Raw genomic sequence first — 24,105 nt, forward strand, 5'->3', positions numbered from 1 at the left:
GCCGTCCGTGCACCAGGCAGGACCGTTCGGCCGATCTCGAGTTCGCACGCCGGAGCGGGCCGCGACCCTATGCTCCGGGCCATGAGAAGCAGGGTTCTCATCGCCGAGCTCGATGCTGCCGTGGCAGCTCACCTCGCCGGCCAGCTGGCCGACGAGGTGTACGAGGTCGTCCCGGTGACCAGCGCAGGAGCGGTCTTCGGCCAGGTGCTGGCCGGCGACGTCGCTGCCGTCGTCCTCAACCTCCCCGACTCTGCCGACGTGCTGCGCGACCTCCCCGACGCCGGGTTCGAGGGCGGCATCGTCGTCGTCGACGTCCCGACGAGCCCGGGCGACGTCACCTCGACCTCCCTCGAGGACGCCGCCGACGGCCGCCCCGTCCTCCTCCTGCACCACCTCGACCACCTCGAGAGCGCCGTCTCGCAGGTCATCGAGCTCTCCGGGGGAGGCAGCCGCGAGGAGGTCGACGTCCTCCCCGCCGTCGCCTGGATCCTCGCCCAGCACGCCCCCGGCACCCACATGGAGGGTCCCAGTTCCGGTGGGGTGCAGGTCATCCGAGCCACCCTGGACCCCGAGGCGTTCGACGCGTTCCTCGTCGCGGTCGCCGCGGTCGTCGGTGTCGGGAGCCGGGTGCGCCTCGAGCACGACGGCGGGAAGGTGCGCATCGCCGTGGCCCGCGCGCGGATCGACCCCCTCGCCCTGCTCCACGTCCGCGAGACGCTCGCCGTCCTCGGCGGGACCCTCGAGCTCGACAGCCACACCGGCGACGCCTTCACGGCCGCCGTGCCCTCGGGCATCTCCGAGTGGGAGTGACCCCACCGCCCCCGGTCCGGACACGACGAAGGCCCCTCGATCCCGAGGGGCCTTCGTCGATCCGTGCGCAAGGGGGGATTTGAACCCCCACGCCCTTTCGGACACTGGCACCTGAAGCCAGCGCGTCTGCCGTTCCGCCACTTGCGCGTGGTGCTCGTGCGAGCCGTAACAGTGTGCCTGATGGCGACCCGTTCCGACAAAAGCGCGTCCCGGCCGACCCGGGCGGCGCCCTCAGGACATCGGCGGGGCCTCGGCCCCGGCGAACCCGGACCGCCCCTCCCGGTTGCCCCGGGGCCTGAGCCGGACCCCCGGGATCGCGGGCGCGGGGATCCGCTCGACCTCACCCTCGTAGCCCTCGACGCGGCCGAACCGCGCGGCCTGCGCGGCCGCGGCCCCCGCCTCCCACGCCTCGCGGGCCGCGACGACCTCCTCGTGGCTGCGGCCGATGAAGTTCCACCACATGACGACCTCCTCGCCGAGCGGCTCCCCGCCGAGGACGAGGACGCGGGCGCCCTGCGGGCCGGCGGCCAGGAGCACCGACCCGTCGTGGTCGCGGGCGGGGGCGACGACGAGCTCGGCCCGCGCGACGTCGGTGCCGTCGAGGGTCACCGCCCCCGAGTCGACGAGGACCGCCGTCTCGAAGCCCCGCGGCACGGGCACCGACACGGCCGCCCCGGGCTCGAGGACGACCTCGGCCCCGACGAGCGGCGACTCCACCACCACGGGCGACGTCGACCCCCACAGCGACCCGACGAACACCTGGGCGCGCGCGCCCTCCCCGACGTCGACGACCGGCGGGACGTGGTGCTCGAAGCGCGGGTCGACGTCGGCGGACGCGGCCGGCAGCACGAGCCACAGCTGCGCCCCGTGGAGCACGGTCGTCCCCGGCGTCGACACCTCCGAGTGCGAGATGCCCCGGCCCGCCGTCATGAGGTTGACCTCCCCGGGCCGCACCATCGCGACCGTGCCGAGGGAGTCGCGGTGCTCGACCTCCCCGCTGAACAGCCACGACACGGTGGCCAGCCCGCAGTGCGGGTGCGGCGCGACGTCCATCCCGCCGGTGGCCGAGACGTCGTCGGGACCGTAGTGGTCGACGAAGCACCAGGCGCCGACGAAGGAGCGCTCCTTGGCGGGCAGGGTGCGCCGCACCGTCATCGCCCGGGGGCCGCCGAGCGGCACGTCACGGGGCACGATCACCTGCAGACCCACGTTCATCCCCTCACGGTACGGGCCGTGCCGTTCAGGGTCTGCCCAGCCGTCACGGATAGGCTGGGGAGACCGTCCGTCGACCCGAACCACGCGAGGGAGGAGCTGCCATGGGTCTGTTCGACCGCCTCGAGGCGGGGCTCGAGCGTGCCGTCCAGGGCACCTTCGCCAAGCACCTGCGCTCCGCCGTGCACCCCGTCGAGATCGCGAGCAACATCCGGCGGGCGATGGACGACCGCGCCGTCACCTCCTCCGGCCGGGCGATCGTGCCGAACGTGTTCACCATCGAGCTCTCGCCGGGCGACTACGACCGCCTGCACCCCGACATCGCCCACGTCGAGATGGACCTCGTCGCGGCCGCCGAGGAGCACTGCGAGGGGCAGCGGTACACCCCGGCGGGGCCCATCGACATCGTCTTCGAGGAGCACGACGACCTCGAGACCGGCGTCTTCCGGATCCGCCCCTCGAAGGCCAGCCGCCCCCGGGCCACCGGCCACACCGGCCAGGAGCGCGCCCTCCGCCGCCCCGCCGACGACGGCTCCCCGTCGGCCGTGCCGGCCGCGCCCGCCCCCGCGGCACCCCCGGTCCCTCCGAGCGGTCCCGCCTCCAGCCCTCCCCCGGCCCGCGACGACGTCGACGCCACCGCGCGGCACCCCAAGGCCCCCCGCCCCCCGCAGCCCCGCCGTCCGAACGCCGCCGAGCGCCCGTGGCTCGACGTCGACGGCGAGCGCTACCCGCTCATGGGCGCCATCACGATCCTGGGCCGCGACGACGCCGCCGACATCATCCTCGACGACCCGGGCATCTCCCGCCGGCACAGCGAGCTGCGGGTGACCACCGACGGCCCCCACACCGTGACGACCGTGCGCGACCTCGGCTCGACGAACGGCACCTTCGTCAACGGCGAGCGGATCACGAGCGAGCACCTCCACGACGGCGACCGCGTCACCGTGGGCCGCACGTCCATCACGTTCCGGGCCGGGCGGAGGTGAGCGCGTGCTGAGCGAGCTCACCCTCACCGTCATGCGGCTGGGACTCCTCGTCCTGCTCTGGGTGTTCGTCTTCGCGGTCGTCGGCGTCCTGCGCGGCGACCTGTACGGCACCCGCGTCAAGCGCCGCACCGCCGGCCCGGGCAAGGAGCCGGCCAAGCGGCCGGTGACGCCGAGACCCTCTCGCGCAGAGCGCAAGTCGCGCGCCAAGGGCCCCACCCGGCTCGTCGTCACGGCCGGCCCGCTGTCGGGCACGACGCTGCCCCTGCGCCCCGCGGGCACCCTCATCGGCCGCAGCCCCGAGTGCGCGCTCGTCCTCGACGACGACTACGCCTCCGGTCGGCACGCCCGGATCTTCCAGGACGACGACGGCACGTGGAGGGTCGAGGACCTCCGCTCCACCAACGGCACGTTCCTCGGGTCCACCCGCCTCACCGAGCCCAGGGAGGTGGCCGTCGGCAGTGTGCTGCGCATCGGCCAGACCGCCCTCGAGCTCCAGAGGTAGTTCATGCCCTTCGCGTTCCACTACGCCGCCCGTTCCGACGTCGGGATGGTCCGCTCCAACAACGAGGACTCGGGCTACGCCGGTCCTCGTCTCCTCGCGATGGCCGACGGGATGGGCGGGCACGCGGGCGGTGACGTCGCGTCCTCCACCGTCATCGCCTCCCTCGTCGAGCTCGACGACGACGCCATCAGCGGGCGCGAGGTCAGCCAGGCCCTCCTCGACCGCATCCACGCCGCCAACACCGAGCTCGGCGACCAGATCCGCCACGACTCCAGCCTCGACGGCATGGGCACCACGCTCATCGCCCTGCTCCGCTCGCACGACAAGGTCGTCCTCGCCCACATCGGCGACTCGCGGGCCTTCCTCGTGCGCGAGGGCCAGGTCACCCAGATCACCAAGGACCACTCCTTCGTCCAGAACCTCGTCGACGAGGGACGGATCACCCAGCAGGAGGCCCAGACCCACCCGCAGCGCTCCCTCGTCACCCGCGTCCTCACCGGCGACGCGCACGACGAGCCCGACCTCGTCGTGCGCCAGGGCCGGATCGGCGACCGCTACCTCATCTGCTCCGACGGGCTCTCCGACTACGTCGCCCGCGACACCATCGACGAGGTGCTCCTCGGGGTCCCCGACCCCGGCGAGTGCGCCGACCGGCTCGTGGCCCTCGCCCTGCGCGCCGGCGCCCCCGACAACGTCACCGTCGTCGTCGGCGACATCGTCGACGCCGGTCGCTCCACGGCACCGTCCACCGTCCCCGAGGTCGTGGGGGCGGCCGCGGCCCGGCGCGGCGGCACCAGGCCAATCCCGCTGACCCCGGCCGCCAAGGCCGCCGCCCTCACCAAGGAGGCGACCGGGGCGGGCGACGACGAGCCCGACGACCGGGTCACCCTCGCCGAGGAGGGACCCCGGTCCCGGCGCGGGCTGGCCCTGCGCCTGGCCGCGGCCCTCGTCGTGGCCGGCGTCGTCCTCGCCGGTGGCTCCTACGCCGCGTACGCGTGGTCGCAGCAGCAGTACTACCTCGCGGCCAGCGACGGCGTCGTCTCGGTCTACCGCGGCGTCGACCAGACCCTCGGCCCGGTGGCGCTCAGCAGCGAGGAGTACGCGACGACGATCGCCGTCGACGACCTGCCGCCCTCGTACCAGGAGAGCCTGGAGCGCGGCATCGAGGCCTCCGACCGCTCCGACGCCGACGCCCGCGTCTCCGACCTGCGCCTGCAGGCCCAGGCGTGCCGCTGGTCGCGGTCGAACGGCGAGATCTGCCAGACGGTCCCGTCGTCGTGGACGCAGCCGACGGCCACCCCGACCCCCACCCCGTCGCCGACCGCCACCCCGTCGGCCTCCCCCTCCCCGAGCGGCTCGACGGCGCCCACGTCCGCGACGCCGGGGAGGTCGCGCACCCCCGTGACCCCACTTCCCCCGACCACGTCCGCGCCGGTGACGTCATGAGCGTCGTGTCGTCCTACACCCCGCGCAAGGGGCGCAACATCGAGCTCCTCCTGCTCGTCGGCGCCGTCTCGATCGTCCTGCTCGCCTACGTCAACATGGGTCTGGCGACGAGCGAGTCGATCCCCCCGTCGCTGCTCGCGCTCGGCGGCGGCTTCCTCGCGGTGTCGGTCGTCTTCCACCTCGTCCTGCGGTGGCGGGCCTCGTACGCCGACCCGCTGATGCTGCCGATCGTCACCCTCCTCAACGGCCTGGGCCTGGTGATGATCCACCGGCTCGACATCGCCAGGGGCGACTCGCTCACCGAGGGGGTCGCGCTGCGGCAGCTGATGTGGAGCGCCCTCGCCGTCGCCATCGCCGTCGGCGTGCTCGTCCTCGTGCGCGACCACCGCATCCTGCGGCGCTACACCTACCTCGCCGGGGCCATCGGCCTGCTCCTGCTCCTCCTGCCGCTCTTCCCCGTCATCGGCACCTCGGTCAACGGGTCGCGGATCTGGATCCGGTTGGGAGGCTTCTCCTTCCAGCCCGGTGAGGTCGCCAAGCTCTCGCTCGCGGTGTTCTTCGCCGGCTACCTCGTCCAGACGCGCGACGCCCTCTCGGTCGCCGGTCGCAAGATCCTCGGCCTCACCCTGCCGCGGGCCCGCGACCTCGGCCCGATCCTCCTCGCGTGGGGCGCGAGCCTGGCGGTGCTCATCTTCGAGCGCGACCTCGGCTCCTCGCTGCTCTTCTTCGGCCTGTTCGTCGCGATGCTCTACGTCGCGACCGAGCGGGTCTCGTGGATCGCCATCGGCCTGAGCCTGCTCGTCGCGGGGGCCTACGTCGCCTACCTCGTCTTCGGCCACGTCCAGACCCGCGTCCTGCTCTGGCTCGACACCTTCAGCCCGCAGGCCCTGGGCGTGTCCGACCAGCTGGCCCGCGGCCTCATGGGGATGGCGTCCGGCGGGATGTTCGGCACGGGCCTCGGCAAGGGCCGCCCCGACCTCACGTACTTCGCCGAGTCCGACTTCATCATCCCGAGCTTCGGCGAGGAGATCGGCCTCATCGGCCTGTTCGCGATCCTCGTCCTCTACGCGCTCCTCGTGCAGCGCGGCCTGCGGACCTCCCTCGGCACCCGCGACGGCTTCGGCAAGCTCCTCGCGGCCGGGCTGTCGTTCTCGGTGGCGCTCCAGTGCTTCGTCGTCGTCGGCGGGGTGACCCGGGTCATCCCGCTCACCGGCCTGACGATGCCCTTCCTGTCCTCGGGCGGGTCCTCCCTCCTCGCGAACTGGGCCCTCGTCGCGGTCCTGCTGCGGATCTCCGACCACGCCCGGCGCCCGCTGCCCGAGGTCGGGACGAGCTCGGTCGCGGAGGCGCGCACCGAGGTGGTGAGGCTGCGGTGAACACCCCGGTGCGCAAGCTCTCGATCGTCGTCGCGGCCCTCTTCGCGTCGCTGCTCGTCTCGACGACGCTCATCCAGTACGTCTTCGCGGCCGAGCTCAACGCGCGGCCCGACAACCGCCGGACGCTGCTGTCGACGTACGCCCGCGAGCGCGGCGAGATCCTCGTCGGGCAGAAGCCCGTGGCCCGCTCGGTCCCCAGCGACGACGAGTACAAGTTCCAGCGGGTCTACGACGAGCCCGAGATGTACGCGCACGTCACCGGCTACTACTCCTTCTTCGGGGCCAGCGGCGGCCTCGAGCAGTCCGAGAACGCGTTCCTCTCGGGCTCGAGCGACAAGCTCTTCTACCGCCGCGTCTCCGACCTGTTCACCGGCCGCCGGGCGCAGGGGGCCACCGTCGAGACGACGCTCGACCCCGCGGTGCAGAAGGCGGCCTGGGACGCGATGGAGGGCATCCGCGGCGCCGCCGTCGCGCTCGACCCGAAGACCGGCGCGATCCTCGCGATGGTGAGCCGGCCGAGCTTCGACCCCAACGACGTCGCGGGCCACGACCTCACCGCGGTGGGCAAGAACTACGAGCAGCTCAACATCGAGGCCTCGCGCCCGCTGCTCAACCGCGCCATCGGCGGCGACCTCTACCCGCCCGGCTCGGTCTTCAAGGTCGTGACGGCCGCGGCCGCCATCTCCAGCGGCGACTACGACGAGGACTCCGAGCTCGACGGCCCGGCCGAGCTCGACCTCCCGCAGACGACGAACACCCTGCCCAACGCCTTCGACGGCGCCTGCGGCCCGGGCGACAGGGTCTCCTTCACGCGGGCGCTGGCGATCTCGTGCAACACGGCCTTCGCGAGCGTCGGGATGGACATCGGCGCCGACGCCCTGCGCGAGCAGGCCGCGAAGTTCGGCTTCGGCGACTCCATCGCCGTGCCGATGCGGGTCACCCCGAGCTCGGTCCCCGCCGAGCTGGACCAGCCGCAGCTCGCGTACGCCTCGATCGGCCAGTACGACGTACGGGTCACCCCGCTCCAGATGGCGATGGTCGCCGCCGGCGTCGGCAACGACGGCGTCGTCATGAACCCCTACCTCGTCCAGTCCGTCATCGGCTCCGACCTGTCGGTCATCGAGCAGACCGACCCCACCGAGCTGTCCCAGGCGGTGACCCCCGACGTCGCCGCCCAGCTGCAGCGGATGATGGTCGCCGTCGTCGAGGACGGCTCGGGCGAGCGGGCCCGGATCCCCGGCGTCAGCGTCGCCGGCAAGACGGGCACCGCCGAGCACGGCGACGACCGCAAGGCCCACGCCTGGTTCATCTCCTTCGCCCCCGCCGACGACCCGCAGATCGCCGTCGCGGTCATCGCCGAGGACGGCGGCGTCGCCGGCAGCGAGGCCGGTGGCGGCCGGGTCGCCGCGCCGATCGCGAAGGCGATGATGGAGGCGAGGCTCGACCGATGACCCCTTCGACCACGACGGCGCCCGGCGCGCCCGAACCGATGACGGGCCCCGCGGGCCCGATGAGGAGTGCGTTCCATGGCTGACGTCCCGATGCTGCTCGGGGGCCGCTACGAGGTGGGTGAGCTCCTCGGGCGCGGTGGGATGGCCGAGGTGCACCTGGGGTTCGACTCCCGCCTCGGGCGCCAGGTCGCCATCAAGATGCTGCGCAGCGACCTCGCCCGCGACCAGACCTTCATCTCCCGGTTCCGCCGCGAGGCCCAGTCGGCCGCCGGGCTCAACCACGCCTCCATCGTCGCGGTCTACGACCACGGCGAGGACTCGGTCACCGAGAGCGGTGGCGCCGAGGTCAAGGTGCCCTTCATCGTCATGGAGCACGTCGACGGGCGGACCCTGCGCGAGGTCCTCACCGAGCGCGGCTCGCTGCCGACGACCGAGGCGTTCCGCGTCACCGAGGGCGTCCTCGACGCCCTCGCCTACAGCCACCGCAACGGGATCGTCCACCGCGACATCAAGCCCGCGAACGTCATGATCGCCGACGACGGCACCGTCAAGGTGATGGACTTCGGCATCGCCCGGGCGATGGCCGACGCCAACGCGACGATGACCCAGACCCAGGCCGTCATCGGCACCGCCCAGTACCTCTCGCCCGAGCAGGCCCAGGGCCAGCCCGTCGACGCCCGCTCGGACCTGTACTCCACCGGCTGCATGCTCTTCGAGCTGCTGACCGGCCGGGCCCCGTTCACCGGCGACAGCCCGGTGTCCATCGCCTACCAGCACGTGGGGGAGGCGCCCATCCCGCCGTCGCGCCTGGCCGAGGACCTCACCGAGGACGTCGACGCCGTCGTCCTCCACGCCCTCGCCAAGCCGCGCGACGCCCGCTACCAGAGCGCCAACGAGTTCCGCAGCGACCTCGCGGCCGTGCGCCTCGGCCGCCCGATCTCCGACGCCGCCCGGGGGACCGCGGCGGCCCTCGCCGGTGCCGCGGCCGGCGGTGCCCTCGCCGCGGGCGCGACCGAGGCGATCCCCTCGATGCGCGAGGAGCCCACGAGCGTCTACAGCGCCACGCCCGTGCCCGCCTACGACGCCCGGCACGGCACCGACACCGAGACCTTCCCCGGTATGCGGCGCCCGGACGACGACGACCGCGGCCGGAGCCCGGCCGCCATGGTGCTGCTCGCGATCGCCGTCCTCGCGGCGCTCGGCGCCCTCGGCTTCGGGCTCTTCCAGTACCTCGGGGAGCCCGAGACCGTGCAGGTCAGCGTCCCGCGGGTCGTCGGCGACCCCGAGCAGAGCGCCGTGGCGAAGATCGCCCGGGTCAAGCTGACCTCCGAGGTGGTGCGCGAGACGAGCGACACCGTCGAGGAGGGCGACGTCATCCGGCAGGACCCCGGCGAGGGCGCCCAGGTGCCCGAGGGCAGCCGGGTGCAGCTCGTCGTGTCGTCGGGGCCGAGCGCGGTCACCGTGCCCGACGTCAGCGGCAAGACCCTCGACGAGGCGCGGGCCCTCCTCACCGACCTCGGGCTGAAGGTCGGCGAGCCCGAGGAGGTCAACGACCCCGACACCGAGAAGGACGTCGTCATCGACTCCAACCCCTCGCGGGGGACGTCGGTCGCGCTCGACACGACGATCATCCTGCGGGTCGGCACCGGCAAGGTGGAGGTCCCCAACGTCGTCGGGCGCACCCGCGACCAGGCACAACAGGCGATCCAGGGCGCCGGGCTGAAGTACAAGACGGTGACGCGCGAGACCGACGGCGTACCGGAGGACCAGGTCATCGAGCAGGACCCGTCCGACGGCACGCTCGACATCGGCAGGACGGTGACGATCGTCGTCGCGAAGAAGCCCGCGCCCACCCCGACGCCGACGCCCACCCCGACGCCCTCGGAGACCCCGACCGACCCGGGTCCCACCCCGACCCCGACCCCGACCCCGAGCCTCCCTTAGCCCGTCACCATCGCCCGACAGGTCACACCGTGGGTCAACATCGACCAACAGGGCGATCTTGTCCCAGCGCCCACCCCCGGGGCCGTACCCACCTCGACCAATAGGTCACGGCAGGTACAGCCCCACCGTGGGTCACCATCGACCAACAGGGCGAACTTGTCCCGGCGCCCACCCACCCCCGGGGGCGTGCCCACATCGACCAATAGGTCACGGCAGGTACGGCACCGCCCGCGGGTCACCATCGACCACTAGGGCGATCTTGACCCATCGCCCACCCCGGGACCGTACCCACATCGACCAATAGGTCACGGCGGGGACGCCTCCGTGGGGCAACATCGACCTAATAGGACGGTCTTGTCCCAGCGCCCACCCCCGAGGCGTACCCACATCGACCGACAGGTCACGGGAGGGACGCCGGGCCTCCGGTCAGCCGGAGGCGACGATGCGGGCGACGCCCGCCGCGTCGTGGACGAGGGGGCTCAGGCCCACCGACCGCTCGACGGCGTCGTCCATCCCGCAGGTCCGCAGCCAGTTGGCGAGCATCCGGTGGCCTCCGTGGGTGAGCACCGACTCGGGGTGGAACTGCACCCCGTGCAGCGGCAGGGTCGCGTGCCGCACCGCCATGACGATCCCCGACTCGGTGCGTCCGTTGGGGACGAGCTCGTCGGGCAGCGTCGCGGGCTCGATGGTCAGCGAGTGGTAGCGGGTCGCGGTGAACGGGGAGGGCACGCCCTCGAGGACGCCCGTCGCGTCGTGGTGCACCTGCGAGGTCTTGCCGTGGAGGAGCTCGGGGGCCCGCCCGACCGTGGCACCCATGACGACGCCGAGCGCCTGGTGGCCCAGGCACACGCCGAGCATCGGCTGGACCCGCTCGGCGCACGCCTCGATCATCGCCATCGAGACGCCGGCCTCCTCGGGGGTGCCGGGGCCGGGGGAGACGAGGACGCCGTCGAACTCGGCCGCGTCGGCCGGGGACACCGCGTCGTTGCGCACGACCTCGCACTGCGCGCCGAGCTGCTCGAGGTAGCCGACGATCGTGAAGACGAAGCTGTCGTAGTTGTCGACGACGAGGACGCGGGTCATGCGCTCCATGGTGCCCTGCCGGGGGTCGGCGCCGCACCGACGGTGTTGTCCGTGAACGGCAGGTACGGGCTCGCGGCGGGGAACACGAGCGTGAAGAGCAGCCACACGACGAGCAGGAGCAGCACGAGACACTCCGCGACCTTGAGCCAGCGGGGTCCCGGGAGCAGGCGCCAGAGCGCGGCGTACACGTCAGGCCTCCGCGGGGGTCGTGAGCCAGCGGTCGGGCTGCCACTGGGCGCGCGGGATCGTCGCGGCGAGGCGGCCGTGGACGACGAAGCGCTCGGTCGCCGCGTACTTGGGGTGGCACGACGTCATCGTCAGCAGCGCCTCGGTGGGCGCGGCCCCCGGCGCGTCGGGCACCGGCGCGATGACGCCCACGTCGCGCGGCCGGACGACGTCGCGCGAGGTCACCTCGTAGACGTAGACCGTCGCCGCGGTCTCGACGACCACCCGGTCGCCGTCGCGCAGGCGGTCGACGTCGTGGAAGGGCCGCCCGTACGTCGTGCGGTGCCCGGCGACGGCGAAGTTGCCCACCTGGCCCGGGCCGGCCGTGCCGACGTAGTGCCCCACCCCGAGCGCGAGGACCGGCCGCCCGGTCCCCTCGATGACGGGGCGCGCGTAGTCCTCGCCGAAGCGGGGGATCCGCACGATGGCGAAGGCCCCGTCCTCCCCGATGGCCTCGGGGATGCCGTCGGCTCCGACGGGAGCGGGCGTGCGCTCGCGCGCGAAGTCGTCCTCGAGCGTCGCGACGATCCCGGCCTGGTCGCGGTTGGCGACGACGTCGGTCCACCACAGCTGCCACGCGACGAACAGCAGGAGGAGGGCCCCCAGGGTCAGCAGGACCTCCCCGGTCCAGCCGATGACGCGGCGCAGCATCAGGCGGTCACGTCGCGGGGACGGCGGCGTGGGCAGGGACGATCGAGCCGATGTACGCGGGGTACCGGGTGTCGTCGGGCAGCGTCGTGACGTCGTAGCCGAGGCCGACGGCCAGCGACCACTGCCGCAGGTTCTCGACCTCGGCGTCGGTGCGCAGCGCCTCCCGCAGCCGGTCGCGGTCTCCGAGCGCGGTGATGACGTAGGGCGGGGAGTAGACCCGCCCCTGGAGGATCAGCGTGTTGCCGACGCAACGGACCGCGCTCGTGGAGATGACCCGCTGGTCCTGGAGCATCATCGCCTCGGCGCCCCCGGCCCACAGGGCGTTGACGACGGCCTGCACGTCCTGCTGGTGGATGACGTAGTCGTCGGGGTCGGCGCCGTCGGGCACCTCGCCGTTGGGCAGGCGGGCGTCGTGGAGCTCGACCCGCAGGCTCGGCCCCTGCACCTCGGTGCGCCCGGCGACGGGGGCCAGCTCGTTGGCCTGCCGCTCGAGCCGCTGGGTGTCGAGGTCGCCGGGGGCCAGGGCGGCGGTGGTGTCGTCGACCTCGGCCTGGAGGCGGTCGACCTCGGCCGAGCGCTGCTCGTTCGTACGGTTCTGGGAGCGGATGAGGTCGGGGAGCATCGCCTGGTCGGGACGGATGTCCTGACCCTGCGCCGCCCGCACGCTCGAGGCGAAGAGGGCACCGGCGACGAGCGCCACGACGGGCACCAGCCACGGCCACGGCGAGGGTCGGTCGACCCTGCCCGCATGCGTCCCGGCCACCGCGACCACCTCCTCTCCGGCTCGAACCTCTACGCTAGGCCAAACCATCAACGCCACGAGGAGACAGTCCGTGCCCGAGTCCAAGGGTCGTTCCAAGCCCAGCTTCACCCCGCCGCGCACGGCGCCGAAGGCCCAGGGGCCCAACGCCCGCTGGTTCCTCCCCCTCATGCTCGGCCTCATGGTCGTCGGCCTGCTGTGGGTCGTGACCTTCTACATCTCCGGCGTCAACCAGTACCCCGTGCCCCAGCTCGGCCGCTGGAACCTCGGCGTCGGCTTCGGCTTCATGATGGCCGGCTTCCTCATGACGACCCGCTGGCGCTGACGCCCGGCCCGGTCCTCCCCGACCCCCGGTTGTCCACAGGGGTTGTCCACACTGGGGATGAATGACAGCCGTGTAACCCCCAGCCGTCAGGCGGGGGCGAGCGCGTACTTCACCGCCGTCAGCACGACGAGGACGACGAGCACCCCCGCGAGCCCGGCCCAGTGCAGCCGCGGGCTGCCGCGGTCCACGAGGCTGCGGGCGCGCCCGAGGTAGCCGACCGCCGCCGCGCACGCCGCGCCGGTGAGGAGCCCGCCCAGGTGCGCCTGCCAGGCGATGCCCGGGATGACGAACCCGATGACGGCGTTGACGCCGATGACGACGTACATCCCCGCCGCCGACCGGCCCAGCCGGCGCTGGAGGACGAGGAACGCCCCGAACAGCCCGAAGACGGCACCCGACGCCCCGACCGCGGGGGTCCACCACGCGGTCGGGCCGACGGCCAGCGCGTCGGCGTAGCTCTGCGGCGGCGCCAGCAGGAGGTAGACGACCGAGCCGCCGAGCGCGCTCAACAGGTAGGTCGCCGCGAACCGGGCCCGGCCGACGAGCGGCTCGAGGTAGGTCCCCATGACCCACAGCGCGTACATGTTGAACGCGATGTGGAGGAACAGGCTCTGGCTGTGCGCGAACGCCGAGGTGAGGAAGCGCCACGGCTCGCTCGTCCCCAGCGCGGGGACGAAGGCGACGTCGGAGGTGAGGTTCGGCAGGACCATCTGGGCGAGGAAGACCGCGACGCAGATGCCGATGATCGACATCGTCACCACGGGCCGGCCGTCGGTGACCGTCCCGCCGAAGACCGTGCGGGCCTGGCGGACCGACTTGCGGCCCTCGGCGACACAGTCGACGCACTGGATGCCGACCGCTGCCGGCCGCTGGCACTCGGGGCACGTGGGCCGGCGGCACCGCTGGCAGCGCACGTACGACTCGCGGTCGGGGTGGCGCGGGCAGACGGGGATCTGCTCGACGGCGTCCGGCGTCGCCGGCTGCTCGGTCACGTCATCTCGCTCTCTGCCCGCGCCCCAGGCCGGAGCGGGTGCTCAGGCCTCGATCTCGACGCGCTCGATGACGACGTCGTCGAGCGGCTTGTCCTGCGCACCCGTGCGGACGCCGGCGATGGCGTCGACGACCTCACGGCTGGGGCCGTCGGCGACCTCACCGAAGATCGTGTGCTTGCCGTTGAGCCAGGTGGTGGCGCCGACGGTGATGAAGAACTGCGAGCCGTTCGTGCCCTTGCCCCCGCGCTTGCCGGCGTTGGCCATGGCGAGCAGGTAGGGACGGTCGAACTGCTTGTCGGGGTGGATCTCGTCGTCGAAGTCGTAGCCCGGGCCGCCCATGCCGCGGCCCAGCGGGCAGCCGCCCTGGATCATGAAGCCGGGGATGATGCGGTGGAAGACCAGGCCGTCGTAGTACTTCGTGGGGTTGGTGCGACCGGCGTCGTCCTTGTAGGTCTTCTCGCCCGTGGCGAGGCCGGTGAAGTTCGCGACCGTCTTCGGTGCCTCGTTGGGGAAGAGGTCGACGACGATGGGACCGTGGTTGGTGTGGAGGGTTGCCTTCATGTCCTCGATCCTCTCACGCGTGCCTGACCGTTCCATGGGCGCCGTCAGGGCCGGGCGGCCGCCGGCCCGACCCCCGGCGTGGTCCCCTCGCAGGCCACGGGACCGCGTGCCCGCCATCGACCTGACGCGGAATCGCGATGAGCAGGGCTGACAGGGCAGGATGGGGGTAAGGAAGAAGTCCCACTCCCAGGAGGACACGTGTTCCGAACCAAGAGCCGGACCGACCAGGCCCGTGACGCCGTCGCCGACGCCGCCGACCGCGCCAGCTCGTCCGCGAAGGACGCCGCAGACAAGGCCGCCGACCGCGCCGCCGACCTGAAGGGCAGGGCCGCCGACCTGTCGAGCAGCGCCGCCGACCAGTACGGCACCGCCAAGGACCGCGCCCACGACTACGCCGGCAGCGCCCGCGACGCCGCCGACTCGGCGCGGGGCAAGGCGCACGACTACGCCGGCCTGGCCCGCGACTACGCCGACACCGCCCGCGACAAGGCCGCCGACGCCGCCGACACCCTGGCGCCGAAGGTCGAGCACGCCAAGGAGACCTTCGTCGAGGACATCGTCCCCAAGGTGGCCAGCGCCCTCGCGGCGATCGCCGCCGGGGCCGCGGCGGCCAAGGAGCAGGCCGTCGAGGCCGCCGACCGGGCCCCCGACGCCTACGCCGTCCTCAAGGGCGACGCCGTGGCGAAGCAGTCCGGTGGCAAGGGCAAGTGGATCCTCATGCTCGGCGCCATCGCCGCCGGTGCCGCCGTCTACGCGTGGCGCAAGAGCAACGAGCGCCCCGACCCGTGGGCGACCGCCTCGCCGTACACCCCGCCGGCGACCTCCAGCACCCAGCAGAAGGTCACCGACCTCAAGGAGGCGGCGAAGGAGAAGGCCGCCGAGGTCAAGGTCGCCGCGGCCGACAAGGCCGGCGAGCTGAAGGACAAGGCCGTCGAGGCCAAGGACGCCGTGGCCGAGAAGGCCTCCGACGCCAAGGCCACCGCCTCCGCGAAGGCGTCGTCCGCCAAGGGTGCCGCGGCCGCGAAGGTTGACGAGGCCACCTCGGGCGACACCACCGACGACGGCTCCGCGACGTGGGAGCCCTCCGACGTCTCCGGTGACGGCGCCCCCTCGACCTCGGGCACCTCCGAGGGCGCGGACCTGTCGACCCCGAACCTCGACGCCGGGACGAACGACAAGTCCTGACCCGGCGCACTCGCGCCACACGAACGGCGGCCGGCCACTCCCCTGCGGATGGTCGGCCGCCGTCGTGTCAGGCGGGGGTCACCTCACTCCTCGAAGCCCTTCGTCGGGTTGCACGCGTCACCCGGCGACGGGAGGATCGCGCCGCGGACGTCGCCCGGCCTGAGCCCGGCCGACTTCTTGATGAGGACGAGGAAGGTCCCGAACGACTGCGTGCGGGTCGGCTCGTCGGGGGTGATCTCGTCGTTGAGTCCCGAGAACTTGCAGATCGACCTGCCCTTGAGGGGCAGCTCGTCACCGTTCCCGTTGACCTCTCCGGCCGAGGCGGGTGACGCCCCGATGACGGCGAGGACACCACCGGTCAGCGCGACGGCGGCAATGCGGCGTACGGACATGGGCACTCCTTCACAACTGCGTGGATCCCCTGCGGGAGTTGGCGCCCGCGAGCCTAGGGCGGTCACCGAGGCCGACGCCATGACCCGAAGTGACTACGTCGATCAGGACGTCCTCAGGCGGTTGACCAGCGCGGACCCCGTCCGGCGGCGGCGGGGTCAGGCCGTCGCGCGCTGGACGAGCTCGACGAGCTGGGCGACGTCTGGGTCGCCGTCGAGCAGCTCGGGGAGGGCCTCGGCCTCCTCGCGCAGGACGTCGGGACCGACCCACTGCGACCAGGGACCCCCGACGAGGTGGTCGGTGAGCATCGCGATGACGACGTCCTGGCGCAGCCGGGGCGAGGTCTCCTCGAGCTCGGCGGCGCACTCGACGTCGGCGAGGTGCCGGCGCCGTTCCACCGGCTCGCCGTCCTCGTCGAGGTAGCGAACCGTGGCCCGCACGAAGGCGTCCCGACCGGCGCCGCGGCGCATCTCGACCTCGTAGAGGGCGGTCGTCGTGCGGCCGGCGAAGACCTCACCGCCGTCGACCGCGTCGTTGCGGAAGTCGCGGTCGGAGACCATCCGGTTCTCGTAGCCGATGAGGCGGTAGCCGGCGACCTGCCCGGGGTCGAACTCGACCTGGGCCTTGGCGTCGCGGCCGGCGACGACGAGCGAGCTCGTCAGGCCGGTGGCGAAGACCCGCTCGGCCTCCTCCTGCCCGTCGACGTAGACGTGCCAGCCGTCACCGCGGTCGGCGAGCTGCTCGAGGAGCTCGTCGTCGTACGTCGTGATGCCGACGCCGACCGAGATGAGGCTGATGCCGTCCCGGGCGCGGCTGCTCATCCGCTCGAGGATGCCACCGGCGTCGGTCTCGCCGACGTTCGCGACGCCGTCGCTGACGAGGACGACGCGCGTCATCCGGTCGTCGTCCCCGCGCATCTCGCCCGCGAGGTCGTACCCGAGGGCGAGGCCCTCCGCCGCGTTCGTCGAGCTCTGCGGCTCGAGCTCGTCGATGGCGGCGAGCACGCTCTCGCGCTCGGCCACCGGGGTGGGGTCGAGGGCGACCCGGGCCCGGCTCGAGTAGCAGACGATGGCGACCCGGTCGGTCCGCCGCAGGGAGCCCACGAGGGTGCGCAGCGCCGCCTTGGTCGTCTCCATCTTCCCGGCCTGGCGCATCGAGCCGGAGCAGTCGACGACGAGGACCAGGTCCGCGTCACGGCGGTCCTCGTCGGAGACCTCGGCGCTGGCGATGCCCACTCGCACGATGCGGTGGCTCGGGCGGAAGGGCAGGACCGCGGCGTCGATGCTGACGTCGAGCCCGTCGGAGGGCGTCTCGTAGTCCTGGCGGAAGTAGTTGACGAACTCCTCGGTGCGGACCTCGTCCCTCGGGACCCCGTGCCCCTGCGCGAGCGCGTCGCGGAAGCGCGTGTACGAGCCGGTGTCGACGTCGAGCGCGAAGGTGGACCGGGCGTCGGTGCGCGGGTCGGTCATCGACTCGCCGCGAGGGCTGTCGTCGTCCTCGGGCGGCGCGGGCCAGCCGTCGGGGTTGGTCCCGGTCCCCGAGTCGGTGTTCGGCCCGGGCTGCACCGGCATCGGCTCGGTGGCACCGTTCCCACGACTTCCGCTGTCCCCGTTCGATGTTCCTGATCCGTTGCTGCCCCTGCGGGTGTCGCCGGCGTCGTCGCCCGAGCCGCCGCAGCCGGTGACTGCGAGTGCGAGGACGAGTGCGGAGGCGGCGATGGCGGCGGCCCGGCGGCGTGGTGTGGTCCTCATCGTGTCCCCTCAGGTGGCGTCGTTGCGTTCCCGGTGGGACGGACGCCAGGGCGATCGGTTCCCCGGCACCGCGGTGGTTACCGGGTCGTGACCGGACCGGTGTCGCTTCGTTGCCGGAGGACCCCCGTCGTGTCCGGGCCGTGACCGCGAAGGTGCCGTCCCGTGACCTTTCGGCGGGGCGCGTCAGGCGCGCGCCGGGAGGAGGTGCCGTCGACCCGTGAGCAGCGCGAGGCCGTAGCAGAGTGCCACGACGACGAGCAGCGCGTTGAACCCGAGGATGAGGGCGAGGTACTCGAGCGCGCCGCCGACCATCGCCCCGAGGAGGTTGGCCCCGAAGGCCGTCGTCGAGGACGCGGAGTCCTTGAAGCGCACGGCGAACAGGAGGTTGGCGAGGAAGATCGGGAGGAAGGCGATCGTCACCCCCACCGCGAACCGGGGGACGGGGGAGAGGTCGAGGAGGAGGTCGCCCGGCACGACCCAGGCGAGCGCGAGGGCCGCGAGCAGACCGGCGTACAGCCACAGCGGCTTCCTGATCGTCACCCGTCGGGCGACCTCGATCGCCGCGAGGACGCTGAGGAGCACCCCGGTGAACACGGCGGCGTTGACCGCCCAGGTCGTGCCGAAGAGGAGGGCGAACTGCACGACGTTCTTCGTCTCGAGCAGGAGGAAGGCGACGCCCATGAAGAACAGGTCGGTGTACGGGCGCATCTGCCGCAGCGGCCCGCCGACCCAGCGGACGAGGACGAGCGAGGTGAGGAGGACCAGCCCGAGCATCACGAGGTAGAACGGCGGGATGGTCCGGCTCCCGAGGTAGGGGAACGGCCGGTCGTCGACCGAGGGCTCGAGCTCGCCGACCCGCGGCGTCCAGGTCGTCGTGCACCCACCGGTCGAGGCGTCGTCGCGCAGGGTCAGCACGGCCTGCTGGCGCTGCCCCTGGGTGGGGCCCAGCTGGACGCACGGCGCCGTCCCGTAGACCGTGCGGATCGTGTTGGCGTAGCGGTCGAGCAGCCAGGGCTCGTAGTAGTTGTACATCGCGAACGTGCCGCCGGTGTCGAGGAGCGAGCGCGCGCGGTCGAGGGCCTGGGTGGTGAAGAGGTAGTTCTCCAGCCGCAGCGCCGACTGCCCCGTGACGATCGTCGCCGAGTCGGGGAGCGCGAACAGGACGAGGTCGTAGCGTCGGGTGGCCCGCTCCATGAAGGCGCGGCCGTCGTCGACGTGGAGGGTGACCCTCGGGTCGTCGTACGGCCGGTCGGGGTGGCGGTCGCGCCCGATCTGCACGAGCGCCGGGTCGATCTCGACGGCGTCGACGTGCTTCGCGCCCTGGCTCAGCGCGACCGCGACGTCGTTGCCGGTCCCGGCGCCGATGACGAGGACGTCGTCGCGGCTCCCGGCGTAGGTGTAGGGGAAGAAGTAGAAGGGGGAGTTCGTCCTCGCCTGCTCCACCGACATCGAGGTCTGCAGCGGGGTGTTGTTGACCTCGACGCGCACGTTGCCGCCGGCCGCGCTGCCCGTGCGGATCTTGTAGTACGGCGACCACTGGTACGGGCCGACGAACGACTCGAGCCCGAGGACGACCACCGTGAGCGCGATGCCGGCGGCCGGCAGCCAGCGCCACGAGCGCACCCGCGTGCCGAGCAGGAGGACGAAGACCGCCGCCGAGACGAGCGCCCAGGCCAGCGGCGGCATCCGGAGGAAGGACAGGCCCGCGAAGGTGACGATGCCGAGGAGCGACCCGCCGATGTCGAGGCGGTAGGCCTCGAGCGGCGGGAAGGTCGAGAAGGTGCGGGCGACCTCCTGCGCGACGAACCCGAGCGCCGCCACGGTGAGGAGGAAGATGACCGCGAGCGACACCGGGCGCGGGAGCGGGCCCATGCCGAGGGAGCCGACGAGCTGCCAGCGGCCGCCGGTCGTCGTGCCGGTGCGGACCGGGAAGGCGAGGACGAACGCGACGAGCGCGCCGAGCAGGACCGGCGCCAGCGCGAAGAGGTCGCGGCCGCGGGTGCCGCGCAGGAAGCCCAGGCCGATGCCGAGGAAGCTCGCGAGGAGCACGAAGTTCGTCAGGTGGGTCAGGTAGAGGTTGTTCGACGCCGTCCACCGGATGAGGGCCAGCTCGACGAAGAGCATGAGCGCGCTGGCGAGGACCAGCCGGACCCGCGGCGCAACCGTCACCCGCGCCACCCTAGGGGCGCACGCGCCTCCTCACTCGTCGAGGAAGCGGATCGACTCGACGACCTCGGTGAGGGTGGCGAGCTCCTCCATCGTGTTCTCCGGCATCGACATCGCGTCGATGACGAGGCGTTCGTCGCCGACGTCGAGGATCCACAGCTGGTCGAGCTGTCCCGGCCCCTGCTGGAACCGCGTTCCGGCCCAGCCCTTCCCGGTCCAGCTCTTGTAGGGGTGGTTGCCGTTGGCGTCCTCGTCGCACGCCGGCGCCTGGCCCGTGGCCGTCATCCGCAGGTCGGTCGGGACGCTCCACTCGAGGTACCGGCCGCTGCGGCCCCCGACCTCGACGGGCCGGGGCGCGCTCTGCCCGCGGGAGGGGATCGTCACGAGGAGGTGGACCAGGTCGTCGACGCCCGGTCCCGGCTCGACGTCCGTCCCCATCCACCGACACGGGTCGGTGAAGACGGCCTCGACGTCCCAGAAGGCGACCGCCAGCGTCGAGTCCTTCGGGCCGAGCACCGAGCCCCCTCGCGAGGTCCAGCCGTCGGGCACGGTGACGAGGAAGGGCGGGTGGGTGCTCGCGCCGCTCTCGTCGAGGGCGGCGAGGTCGACCCGGTACGTCCCGGCCGCCAGTGGTGCGGTTCCGCGCCCCAGGGTGGGGGCGGTGGCCTCCGCGGCGGTGGGCGGCGTGGTGGCCCGGGCCTTCGGGGCGGCCCCGGTGGGGACGGTCAGTGCCGCCTCGGCACCCTCCTGCGCGCACGCCGAGAGGGCACCCACGACGACGACCGCCCCGATGACGGCGACGACCCCTGCGCGTCGACCCATGGAGTCCTCCGTCCCTGCACATCCGACTCCTGGTCAGAACCTAACGAGCCCGTCAAGGGCCGGCCCCGGTCGCACGGGGCGGCGGTGGCGCCGGCGCGGGCCGGACGCGGTCCCTGCGCGGGGTCGGCGCGCGCGGCGCGCGGTCGTCATCGGCTCGCGGTGTCCCTGCGGGACGGTCCCTGCCACCATGGAGCGATGCGGTACGCGTTCGGGGACGTCGTCCTCGACACCGATCGGTACCTCCTGGAGCGCGGCGGGGAGCCACAGCACGTCCAGCCCCAGGTCTTCGACGTGCTCAGCCACCTCGTGGCCAACCGGTCGCGGGTGGTGCCGAAGACCGAGCTGCTCGACACCGTGTGGGGCGACCGCTTCGTCAGCGACTCGACCCTGACGAGCCGGATCAAGGCGGCGCGGCGGGTGGTGGGCGACGACGGCATCGGGCAGACCGTCATCAAGACGGTGCACGGCCGTGGCTACCGCTGGGTGGCCGACGTCAAGATCTCCGCCGCCGAGCCGGCCGGGGGGTCGTCGGCCCCGGTGGCCGAGCTCCCGAAGCGCCGGCTCGAACAGCGGATCCGGTTCTGCCGCACCCCCGATGGCGAGCGCCTGGCGTACGCGACCGTCGGCGAGGGGCCGCCGCTCGTGCGGGCGGCCCACTGGATCACCCACCTCGACTACGAGTGGGCCAGCCCCGTGTGGCAGCACTGGATGGAGGGCCTGTCCCGCCACCACACGCTCATCCGGTACGACGAGCGCGGGTGCGGGCTGTCCGACCACGACCCCTACGACGTCTCGCTCGAGTCGTTCGTGCGCGACCTCGAGGCGGTCGTCGACGACCTCGGCCTCGAGCGGTTTCCCCTCATGGGGCTGTCGCAGGGCGGGCCGGTCGCCATCGAGTACGCCCGCCGCCACCCCGAGCGGGTCAGCCGCCTCGTCCTCGTCGGCGCGTTCGTGAAGGGACGCCGGGCGCGCTCCTACACGCCGGAGCACGCACGCGAGTTCGAGATGCAGCGCGAGCTGATCCGCCTCGGGTGGGGCCGTGACGAGCACTCGTTCCGCCTCTACTTCTCGTCGGTCTTCATGCCCGACGCCGACCCCGAGCTGTGGACCGACTTCGCCGAGCTGATGCGGCGCACCGCCTCGGCCGAGAACGCCCTGCGCCTGTTCGACGCGTGCCTCGACATGGACGTCTCGGAGGCGGCGCGCTCCCTCGACGTGCCGACCCTGATCCTCCACGCCCGCGACGACCTGCGGATCCCCTTCGAGCAGGGGGTGGCACTCGCCTCCCTCATCGCGGGGAGCCGGCTCGTGCCGCTCGACTCGCGCAACCACCTGCTCCGGCAGGACGAGCCGGCGTGGGAGCACCTGCTCACCGAGCTCGAGGCGTTCCTTGCCGAGGACGAGTCCACGACCGGTCCACCTGCGGTCCACGAGGGGTCCACGACCTCGGAGGCCTAGCGGGAGCACGGTTGCCCCCTCGCCAATCGAGGAGGACACCGTGGAGCACACCCCAGTAACCCGTCCCGCGACCGAACGGACGTGGCAGGCCGAGGTCGTCGTCGTCGGGGCCCGCTGCGCCGGGGCCGCGACGGCCATGCTGCTCGCCGACGTCGGCCACGACGCCCTCGTCCTCGACCGGGCTCCGTTCCCCAGCGACACCGTCTCCACGCACGTCATCGCCCGCACGGGGATGGTCCAGCTGAACCGGTGGGGACTGCTCGACGCGCTGCACGCGTCCGGGGCGCCGCGGGTCACCGACGTCGAGATCGACACGGGGGCCGAGGTCGTCGCCCGGACCATCAGGGACAAGCACGGGGTCGACCACCTGCTCGCACCGCGGCGCATCGTCCTCGACGGGATCCTCCAGGACGCCGCGCTGCGCTCGGGGGCCCGGATCGAGACCGGGGTGGGCGTCGAGGGGGTCCTGCGGGACGGCACCGGTCGCGTCGTCGGGGTCTACGGGCACGATGCGTCGGGCCCGGTGCGCGTGCTCGCGCGCTACGTCGTCGGGGCGGACGGCCTCGGGTCGCGGATCGCCCGTGCGGTCGGGGCACCCCTGACCCTCGAGCGTCCGACGTCGGGGGCCTCGCTCTACGCCTACCTCGCCGGCCCGTGGTCGGCCATCGAGTACCACGTCGGCCACGGCGCCCTCTCCGGGGTGTTCCCGACCCACGGCGGCGAGGCCTGCGTGTGGGTCTGCACGTCCGAGGACGTCGCGCGCCGGCACCAGCGCTCCGTCCCCCGTGACGCCGTCCTCACCAGCCTGCTCCGGCTGCTGGCACCGCGCCTGGCCGACCGCGTGGAGGGAGCCGCGCAGACCTCGCCGGTGCGCGGGATGCTGCGGATGCCGAACCACCTCCGCCGGGCGTCGGGCCCGGGATGGGCCCTGGTCGGCGACGCCGGCTACCACCGCGACGCCATCACCGGGTACGGGATCAGCGACGCCTTCCGCGATGCCGAGCTCCTGGCGAACGCCCTCGATGCCGCCCTGCGGGACCCGGGGGAGGAGGCCGCGGCGCTCGCCGCGTACTCCCGCGAGCGCGAGCGGATGGCGCTGCCCGTCCTCGACCTCACGTGCGAGCTCGGCACCTTCCCCGCCCCCGAGCGCTTCGTCGAGCTGCAGCGGCAGCTCGCGGTCGTCATCGACGAGCAGGCGGGGGAGCTCGCGGCGCGACCCTCCCGGGTGCAGGCGGCCGTCGCCTGACCTCGCCGCCCACCCCACGACCTCAGACCCGAGGACCCGCCGGACCGTCCGGCACCACCACCGAGAGGAACCGCCATGAGCACCGACACCACCAGCCGCAGCGACACGAACAACGACACGAACCGCAACGGCGTCGACACGGCGACGCTCTTCGCCACCCTCGACGCCGTCAAGGCGCTGCCGGCCGCCGCCCAGTTCCAGTTCCGCGCCCACAACGAGTGGCAGCACGGGACGCACAGCCGCTCGACGATCTCCGACTTCTTCGGGGTGGGCGAGGAGCGCGCGCACGAGCGCGAGTTCGTCTTCGACGCCGACCACCCGGCCGTCCTCGTCGGCCAGGACCGCGGGGTGACGCCCATCGAGTTCGTCCTGCACTCCTTGGCCGCCTGCCTCACGGCCGGGATGGCCAACATCGCCGCCGCGCGGGGCGTGACGCTCACCGAGGTGCGGTCGACGGTGACCGGCGACATCGACCTCAACGGCATCCTGGGCCTCCAGCCGGTGCGCAACGGCTACCAGCAGGTGAGCGTCCGGTTCGTCGTCAGGGGCGACGCCCCGGAGGAGGTCCTGCGCTCCGTCGTCGAGCAGTCCCGGCAGCGCTCGGCGGTGTACGACGTCATCACCAACGGGGTCCCCGTCGACATCGAGGTGGAGGTCGCCTGAGCACCCACCGAGCCCGGGGCCCGGCCGTGCTCTTGACATCCGGGCCCCGACGGCGGGACCTTGGGCATCCGTCACTACGCCCGCAGGGGGGCCTATCGTG

The 24,105-nt window shown here is 73.0% G+C and carries 23 protein-coding genes and 1 tRNA gene; 12 read left to right on the plus strand and 12 right to left on the minus strand.

What is annotated here, in order from left to right; translation table 11 throughout:
- Positions 1-81: 81 nt before the first annotated feature.
- Positions 82-810: a hypothetical protein gene (locus tag ACFWN3_RS10195; protein ID WP_377639209.1), complete on the plus strand. Its 729-nt coding sequence runs from the start codon at positions 82-84 to the stop codon at positions 808-810.
- Positions 811-874: 64 nt separating this feature from the next.
- Here the strand turns inward: ACFWN3_RS10195 and ACFWN3_RS10200 are convergent.
- A tRNA-Leu gene (locus tag ACFWN3_RS10200) sits at positions 875-957 on the minus strand.
- A gap of 84 nt (positions 958-1,041) precedes the next feature.
- Positions 1,042-2,025, minus strand: coding sequence for a pirin family protein (locus ACFWN3_RS10205; protein WP_377639211.1), 984 nt, complete (start codon positions 2,023-2,025; stop codon positions 1,042-1,044).
- A gap of 101 nt (positions 2,026-2,126) precedes the next feature.
- On the opposite strand from ACFWN3_RS10205, the gene ACFWN3_RS10210 reads away from it, so the two are divergent.
- The 6 genes from ACFWN3_RS10210 (at position 2,127) to pknB (ending at position 9,727) form a co-directional block, all read left to right on the plus strand.
- Positions 2,127-3,008 carry an FhaA domain-containing protein gene (locus ACFWN3_RS10210; protein WP_377639212.1) on the plus strand — a complete coding sequence of 294 codons (882 nt, stop codon included), beginning with the start codon at positions 2,127-2,129 and terminating at the stop codon, positions 3,006-3,008.
- 7 nt (positions 3,009-3,015) lie between these two features.
- A complete protein-coding gene (locus tag ACFWN3_RS10215) occupies positions 3,016-3,510 on the plus strand; it encodes an FHA domain-containing protein (RefSeq protein WP_377645573.1) in 495 nt (164 codons plus the stop codon).
- Positions 3,511-3,513: 3 nt separating this feature from the next.
- Positions 3,514-4,956, plus strand: coding sequence for a PP2C family protein-serine/threonine phosphatase (locus ACFWN3_RS10220; protein WP_377639214.1), 1,443 nt, complete (start codon positions 3,514-3,516; stop codon positions 4,954-4,956).
- Complete coding sequence (locus tag ACFWN3_RS10225) at positions 4,953-6,332, plus strand: FtsW/RodA/SpoVE family cell cycle protein (RefSeq protein ID WP_377645575.1); 1,380 nt, start codon at positions 4,953-4,955, stop codon at positions 6,330-6,332. The genes ACFWN3_RS10220 and ACFWN3_RS10225 overlap by 4 nt, the downstream gene beginning before the upstream one ends.
- Positions 6,329-7,783: a peptidoglycan D,D-transpeptidase FtsI family protein gene (locus ACFWN3_RS10230; protein WP_377639216.1), complete on the plus strand. Its 1,455-nt coding sequence runs from the start codon at positions 6,329-6,331 to the stop codon at positions 7,781-7,783. Before ACFWN3_RS10225 ends, ACFWN3_RS10230 begins: the two co-directional genes overlap by 4 nt.
- Positions 7,784-7,858: 75 nt before the next feature.
- Positions 7,859-9,727 (plus strand): Stk1 family PASTA domain-containing Ser/Thr kinase, encoded by a 1,869-nt coding sequence (gene pknB / locus ACFWN3_RS10235; RefSeq protein WP_377639218.1) that lies wholly within the window; start codon positions 7,859-7,861, stop codon positions 9,725-9,727.
- Between the two features lie 426 nt (positions 9,728-10,153).
- Here pknB and ACFWN3_RS10240 read toward each other — a convergent pair whose 3' ends face one another.
- From ACFWN3_RS10240 to ACFWN3_RS10255, 4 genes are read right to left on the minus strand one after another with little or no spacing between them, the layout of a single operon-like run.
- Positions 10,154-10,810: an aminodeoxychorismate/anthranilate synthase component II gene (locus ACFWN3_RS10240; protein ID WP_377639220.1), complete on the minus strand. Its 657-nt coding sequence runs from the start codon at positions 10,808-10,810 to the stop codon at positions 10,154-10,156.
- Positions 10,807-10,998, minus strand: a complete 192-nt coding sequence (locus tag ACFWN3_RS10245) for a hypothetical protein (protein WP_377639222.1) — start codon at positions 10,996-10,998, stop codon at positions 10,807-10,809. Before ACFWN3_RS10245 ends, ACFWN3_RS10240 begins: the two co-directional genes overlap by 4 nt.
- A gap of 1 nt (position 10,999) precedes the next feature.
- Positions 11,000-11,686, minus strand: coding sequence for a class E sortase (locus tag ACFWN3_RS10250; RefSeq protein WP_377639224.1), 687 nt, complete (start codon positions 11,684-11,686; stop codon positions 11,000-11,002).
- A gap of 7 nt (positions 11,687-11,693) precedes the next feature.
- On the minus strand, positions 11,694-12,449 hold the full coding sequence (locus ACFWN3_RS10255) for a DUF881 domain-containing protein (protein ID WP_377639226.1): 756 nt from the start codon (positions 12,447-12,449) through the stop codon (positions 11,694-11,696).
- A gap of 70 nt (positions 12,450-12,519) precedes the next feature.
- On the opposite strand from ACFWN3_RS10255, the gene ACFWN3_RS10260 reads away from it, so the two are divergent.
- Positions 12,520-12,771: a cell division protein CrgA gene (locus ACFWN3_RS10260; protein ID WP_377639228.1), complete on the plus strand. Its 252-nt coding sequence runs from the start codon at positions 12,520-12,522 to the stop codon at positions 12,769-12,771.
- Positions 12,772-12,857: 86 nt separating this feature from the next.
- Here the strand turns inward: ACFWN3_RS10260 and ACFWN3_RS10265 are convergent, their stop codons facing one another.
- Both ACFWN3_RS10265 and ACFWN3_RS10270 read right to left on the minus strand, forming a co-directional pair.
- On the minus strand, positions 12,858-13,763 hold the full coding sequence (locus ACFWN3_RS10265) for a rhomboid family intramembrane serine protease (protein ID WP_377639230.1): 906 nt from the start codon (positions 13,761-13,763) through the stop codon (positions 12,858-12,860).
- A gap of 42 nt (positions 13,764-13,805) precedes the next feature.
- Complete coding sequence (locus tag ACFWN3_RS10270) at positions 13,806-14,324, minus strand: peptidylprolyl isomerase (protein WP_377639232.1); 519 nt, start codon at positions 14,322-14,324, stop codon at positions 13,806-13,808.
- Positions 14,325-14,522: 198 nt separating this feature from the next.
- Between ACFWN3_RS10270 and ACFWN3_RS10275 the strand changes: the two genes are divergently transcribed.
- Positions 14,523-15,509, plus strand: a complete 987-nt coding sequence (locus ACFWN3_RS10275; protein ID WP_377639234.1) for a hypothetical protein — start codon at positions 14,523-14,525, stop codon at positions 15,507-15,509.
- An 83-nt stretch (positions 15,510-15,592) separates the two neighbouring features.
- Here ACFWN3_RS10275 and ACFWN3_RS10280 read toward each other — a convergent pair whose 3' ends face one another.
- The 4 genes from ACFWN3_RS10280 to ACFWN3_RS10295 all read right to left on the minus strand — a co-directional run bounded on the left by ACFWN3_RS10280 (position 15,593) and on the right by ACFWN3_RS10295 (position 20,638).
- On the minus strand, positions 15,593-15,901 hold the full coding sequence (locus ACFWN3_RS10280) for a hypothetical protein (protein WP_377639236.1): 309 nt from the start codon (positions 15,899-15,901) through the stop codon (positions 15,593-15,595).
- Between the two features lie 156 nt (positions 15,902-16,057).
- Positions 16,058-17,470: a von Willebrand factor type A domain-containing protein gene (locus tag ACFWN3_RS10285; RefSeq protein WP_377639238.1), complete on the minus strand. Its 1,413-nt coding sequence runs from the start codon at positions 17,468-17,470 to the stop codon at positions 16,058-16,060.
- A 363-nt stretch (positions 17,471-17,833) separates the two neighbouring features.
- Positions 17,834-19,819, minus strand: a complete 1,986-nt coding sequence (locus tag ACFWN3_RS10290) for a hypothetical protein (protein ID WP_377639240.1) — start codon at positions 19,817-19,819, stop codon at positions 17,834-17,836.
- A 30-nt stretch (positions 19,820-19,849) separates the two neighbouring features.
- A complete protein-coding gene (locus ACFWN3_RS10295; RefSeq protein ID WP_377639242.1) occupies positions 19,850-20,638 on the minus strand; it encodes a hypothetical protein in 789 nt (262 codons plus the stop codon).
- A gap of 195 nt (positions 20,639-20,833) precedes the next feature.
- Between ACFWN3_RS10295 and ACFWN3_RS10300 the strand changes: the two genes are divergently transcribed.
- The 3 genes from ACFWN3_RS10300 to ACFWN3_RS10310 all read left to right on the plus strand — a co-directional run bounded on the left by ACFWN3_RS10300 (position 20,834) and on the right by ACFWN3_RS10310 (position 24,005).
- Positions 20,834-22,096 (plus strand): alpha/beta fold hydrolase, encoded by a 1,263-nt coding sequence (locus ACFWN3_RS10300; RefSeq protein ID WP_377639244.1) that lies wholly within the window; start codon positions 20,834-20,836, stop codon positions 22,094-22,096.
- Between the two features lie 40 nt (positions 22,097-22,136).
- Positions 22,137-23,342, plus strand: coding sequence for an NAD(P)/FAD-dependent oxidoreductase (locus ACFWN3_RS10305; protein WP_377639246.1), 1,206 nt, complete (start codon positions 22,137-22,139; stop codon positions 23,340-23,342).
- A gap of 75 nt (positions 23,343-23,417) precedes the next feature.
- A complete protein-coding gene (locus ACFWN3_RS10310; RefSeq protein ID WP_377639248.1) occupies positions 23,418-24,005 on the plus strand; it encodes an OsmC family protein in 588 nt (195 codons plus the stop codon).
- The last annotated feature ends 100 nt before the right edge of the window (positions 24,006-24,105 follow it).

This window comes from Oryzobacter terrae, assembly GCF_042756445.1.
Taxonomy (GTDB): Bacteria; Actinomycetota; Actinomycetes; order Actinomycetales; family Dermatophilaceae; genus Oryzobacter; species Oryzobacter terrae.

Excerpts from the sequence above, each read along its gene's own strand:
- ACFWN3_RS10220 (WP_377639214.1), top strand. The coding sequence starts at position 3,514 with ATGCCCTTCGCGTTCCACTACGCCGCCCGTTCCGACGTCGGGATGGTC.
- ACFWN3_RS10270 (WP_377639232.1), bottom strand. The coding sequence starts at position 14,324 with ATGAAGGCAACCCTCCACACCAACCACGGTCCCATCGTCGTCGACCTC.
- ACFWN3_RS10210 (WP_377639212.1), top strand. The coding sequence starts at position 2,127 with ATGGGTCTGTTCGACCGCCTCGAGGCGGGGCTCGAGCGTGCCGTCCAG.
- pknB (WP_377639218.1), top strand. The coding sequence starts at position 7,859 with ATGGCTGACGTCCCGATGCTGCTCGGGGGCCGCTACGAGGTGGGTGAG.
- ACFWN3_RS10225 (WP_377645575.1), top strand. The coding sequence starts at position 4,953 with ATGAGCGTCGTGTCGTCCTACACCCCGCGCAAGGGGCGCAACATCGAG.
- ACFWN3_RS10310 (WP_377639248.1), top strand. The coding sequence starts at position 23,418 with ATGAGCACCGACACCACCAGCCGCAGCGACACGAACAACGACACGAAC.
- ACFWN3_RS10240 (WP_377639220.1), bottom strand. The coding sequence starts at position 10,810 with ATGACCCGCGTCCTCGTCGTCGACAACTACGACAGCTTCGTCTTCACG.
- ACFWN3_RS10280 (WP_377639236.1), bottom strand. The coding sequence starts at position 15,901 with ATGTCCGTACGCCGCATTGCCGCCGTCGCGCTGACCGGTGGTGTCCTC.
- ACFWN3_RS10285 (WP_377639238.1), bottom strand. The coding sequence starts at position 17,470 with ATGCCGGTGCAGCCCGGGCCGAACACCGACTCGGGGACCGGGACCAAC.
- ACFWN3_RS10205 (WP_377639211.1), bottom strand. The coding sequence starts at position 2,025 with ATGAACGTGGGTCTGCAGGTGATCGTGCCCCGTGACGTGCCGCTCGGC.
- ACFWN3_RS10195 (WP_377639209.1), top strand. The coding sequence starts at position 82 with ATGAGAAGCAGGGTTCTCATCGCCGAGCTCGATGCTGCCGTGGCAGCT.
- ACFWN3_RS10300 (WP_377639244.1), top strand. The coding sequence starts at position 20,834 with ATGCGGTACGCGTTCGGGGACGTCGTCCTCGACACCGATCGGTACCTC.
- ACFWN3_RS10295 (WP_377639242.1), bottom strand. The coding sequence starts at position 20,638 with ATGGGTCGACGCGCAGGGGTCGTCGCCGTCATCGGGGCGGTCGTCGTC.
- ACFWN3_RS10250 (WP_377639224.1), bottom strand. The coding sequence starts at position 11,686 with ATGCTGCGCCGCGTCATCGGCTGGACCGGGGAGGTCCTGCTGACCCTG.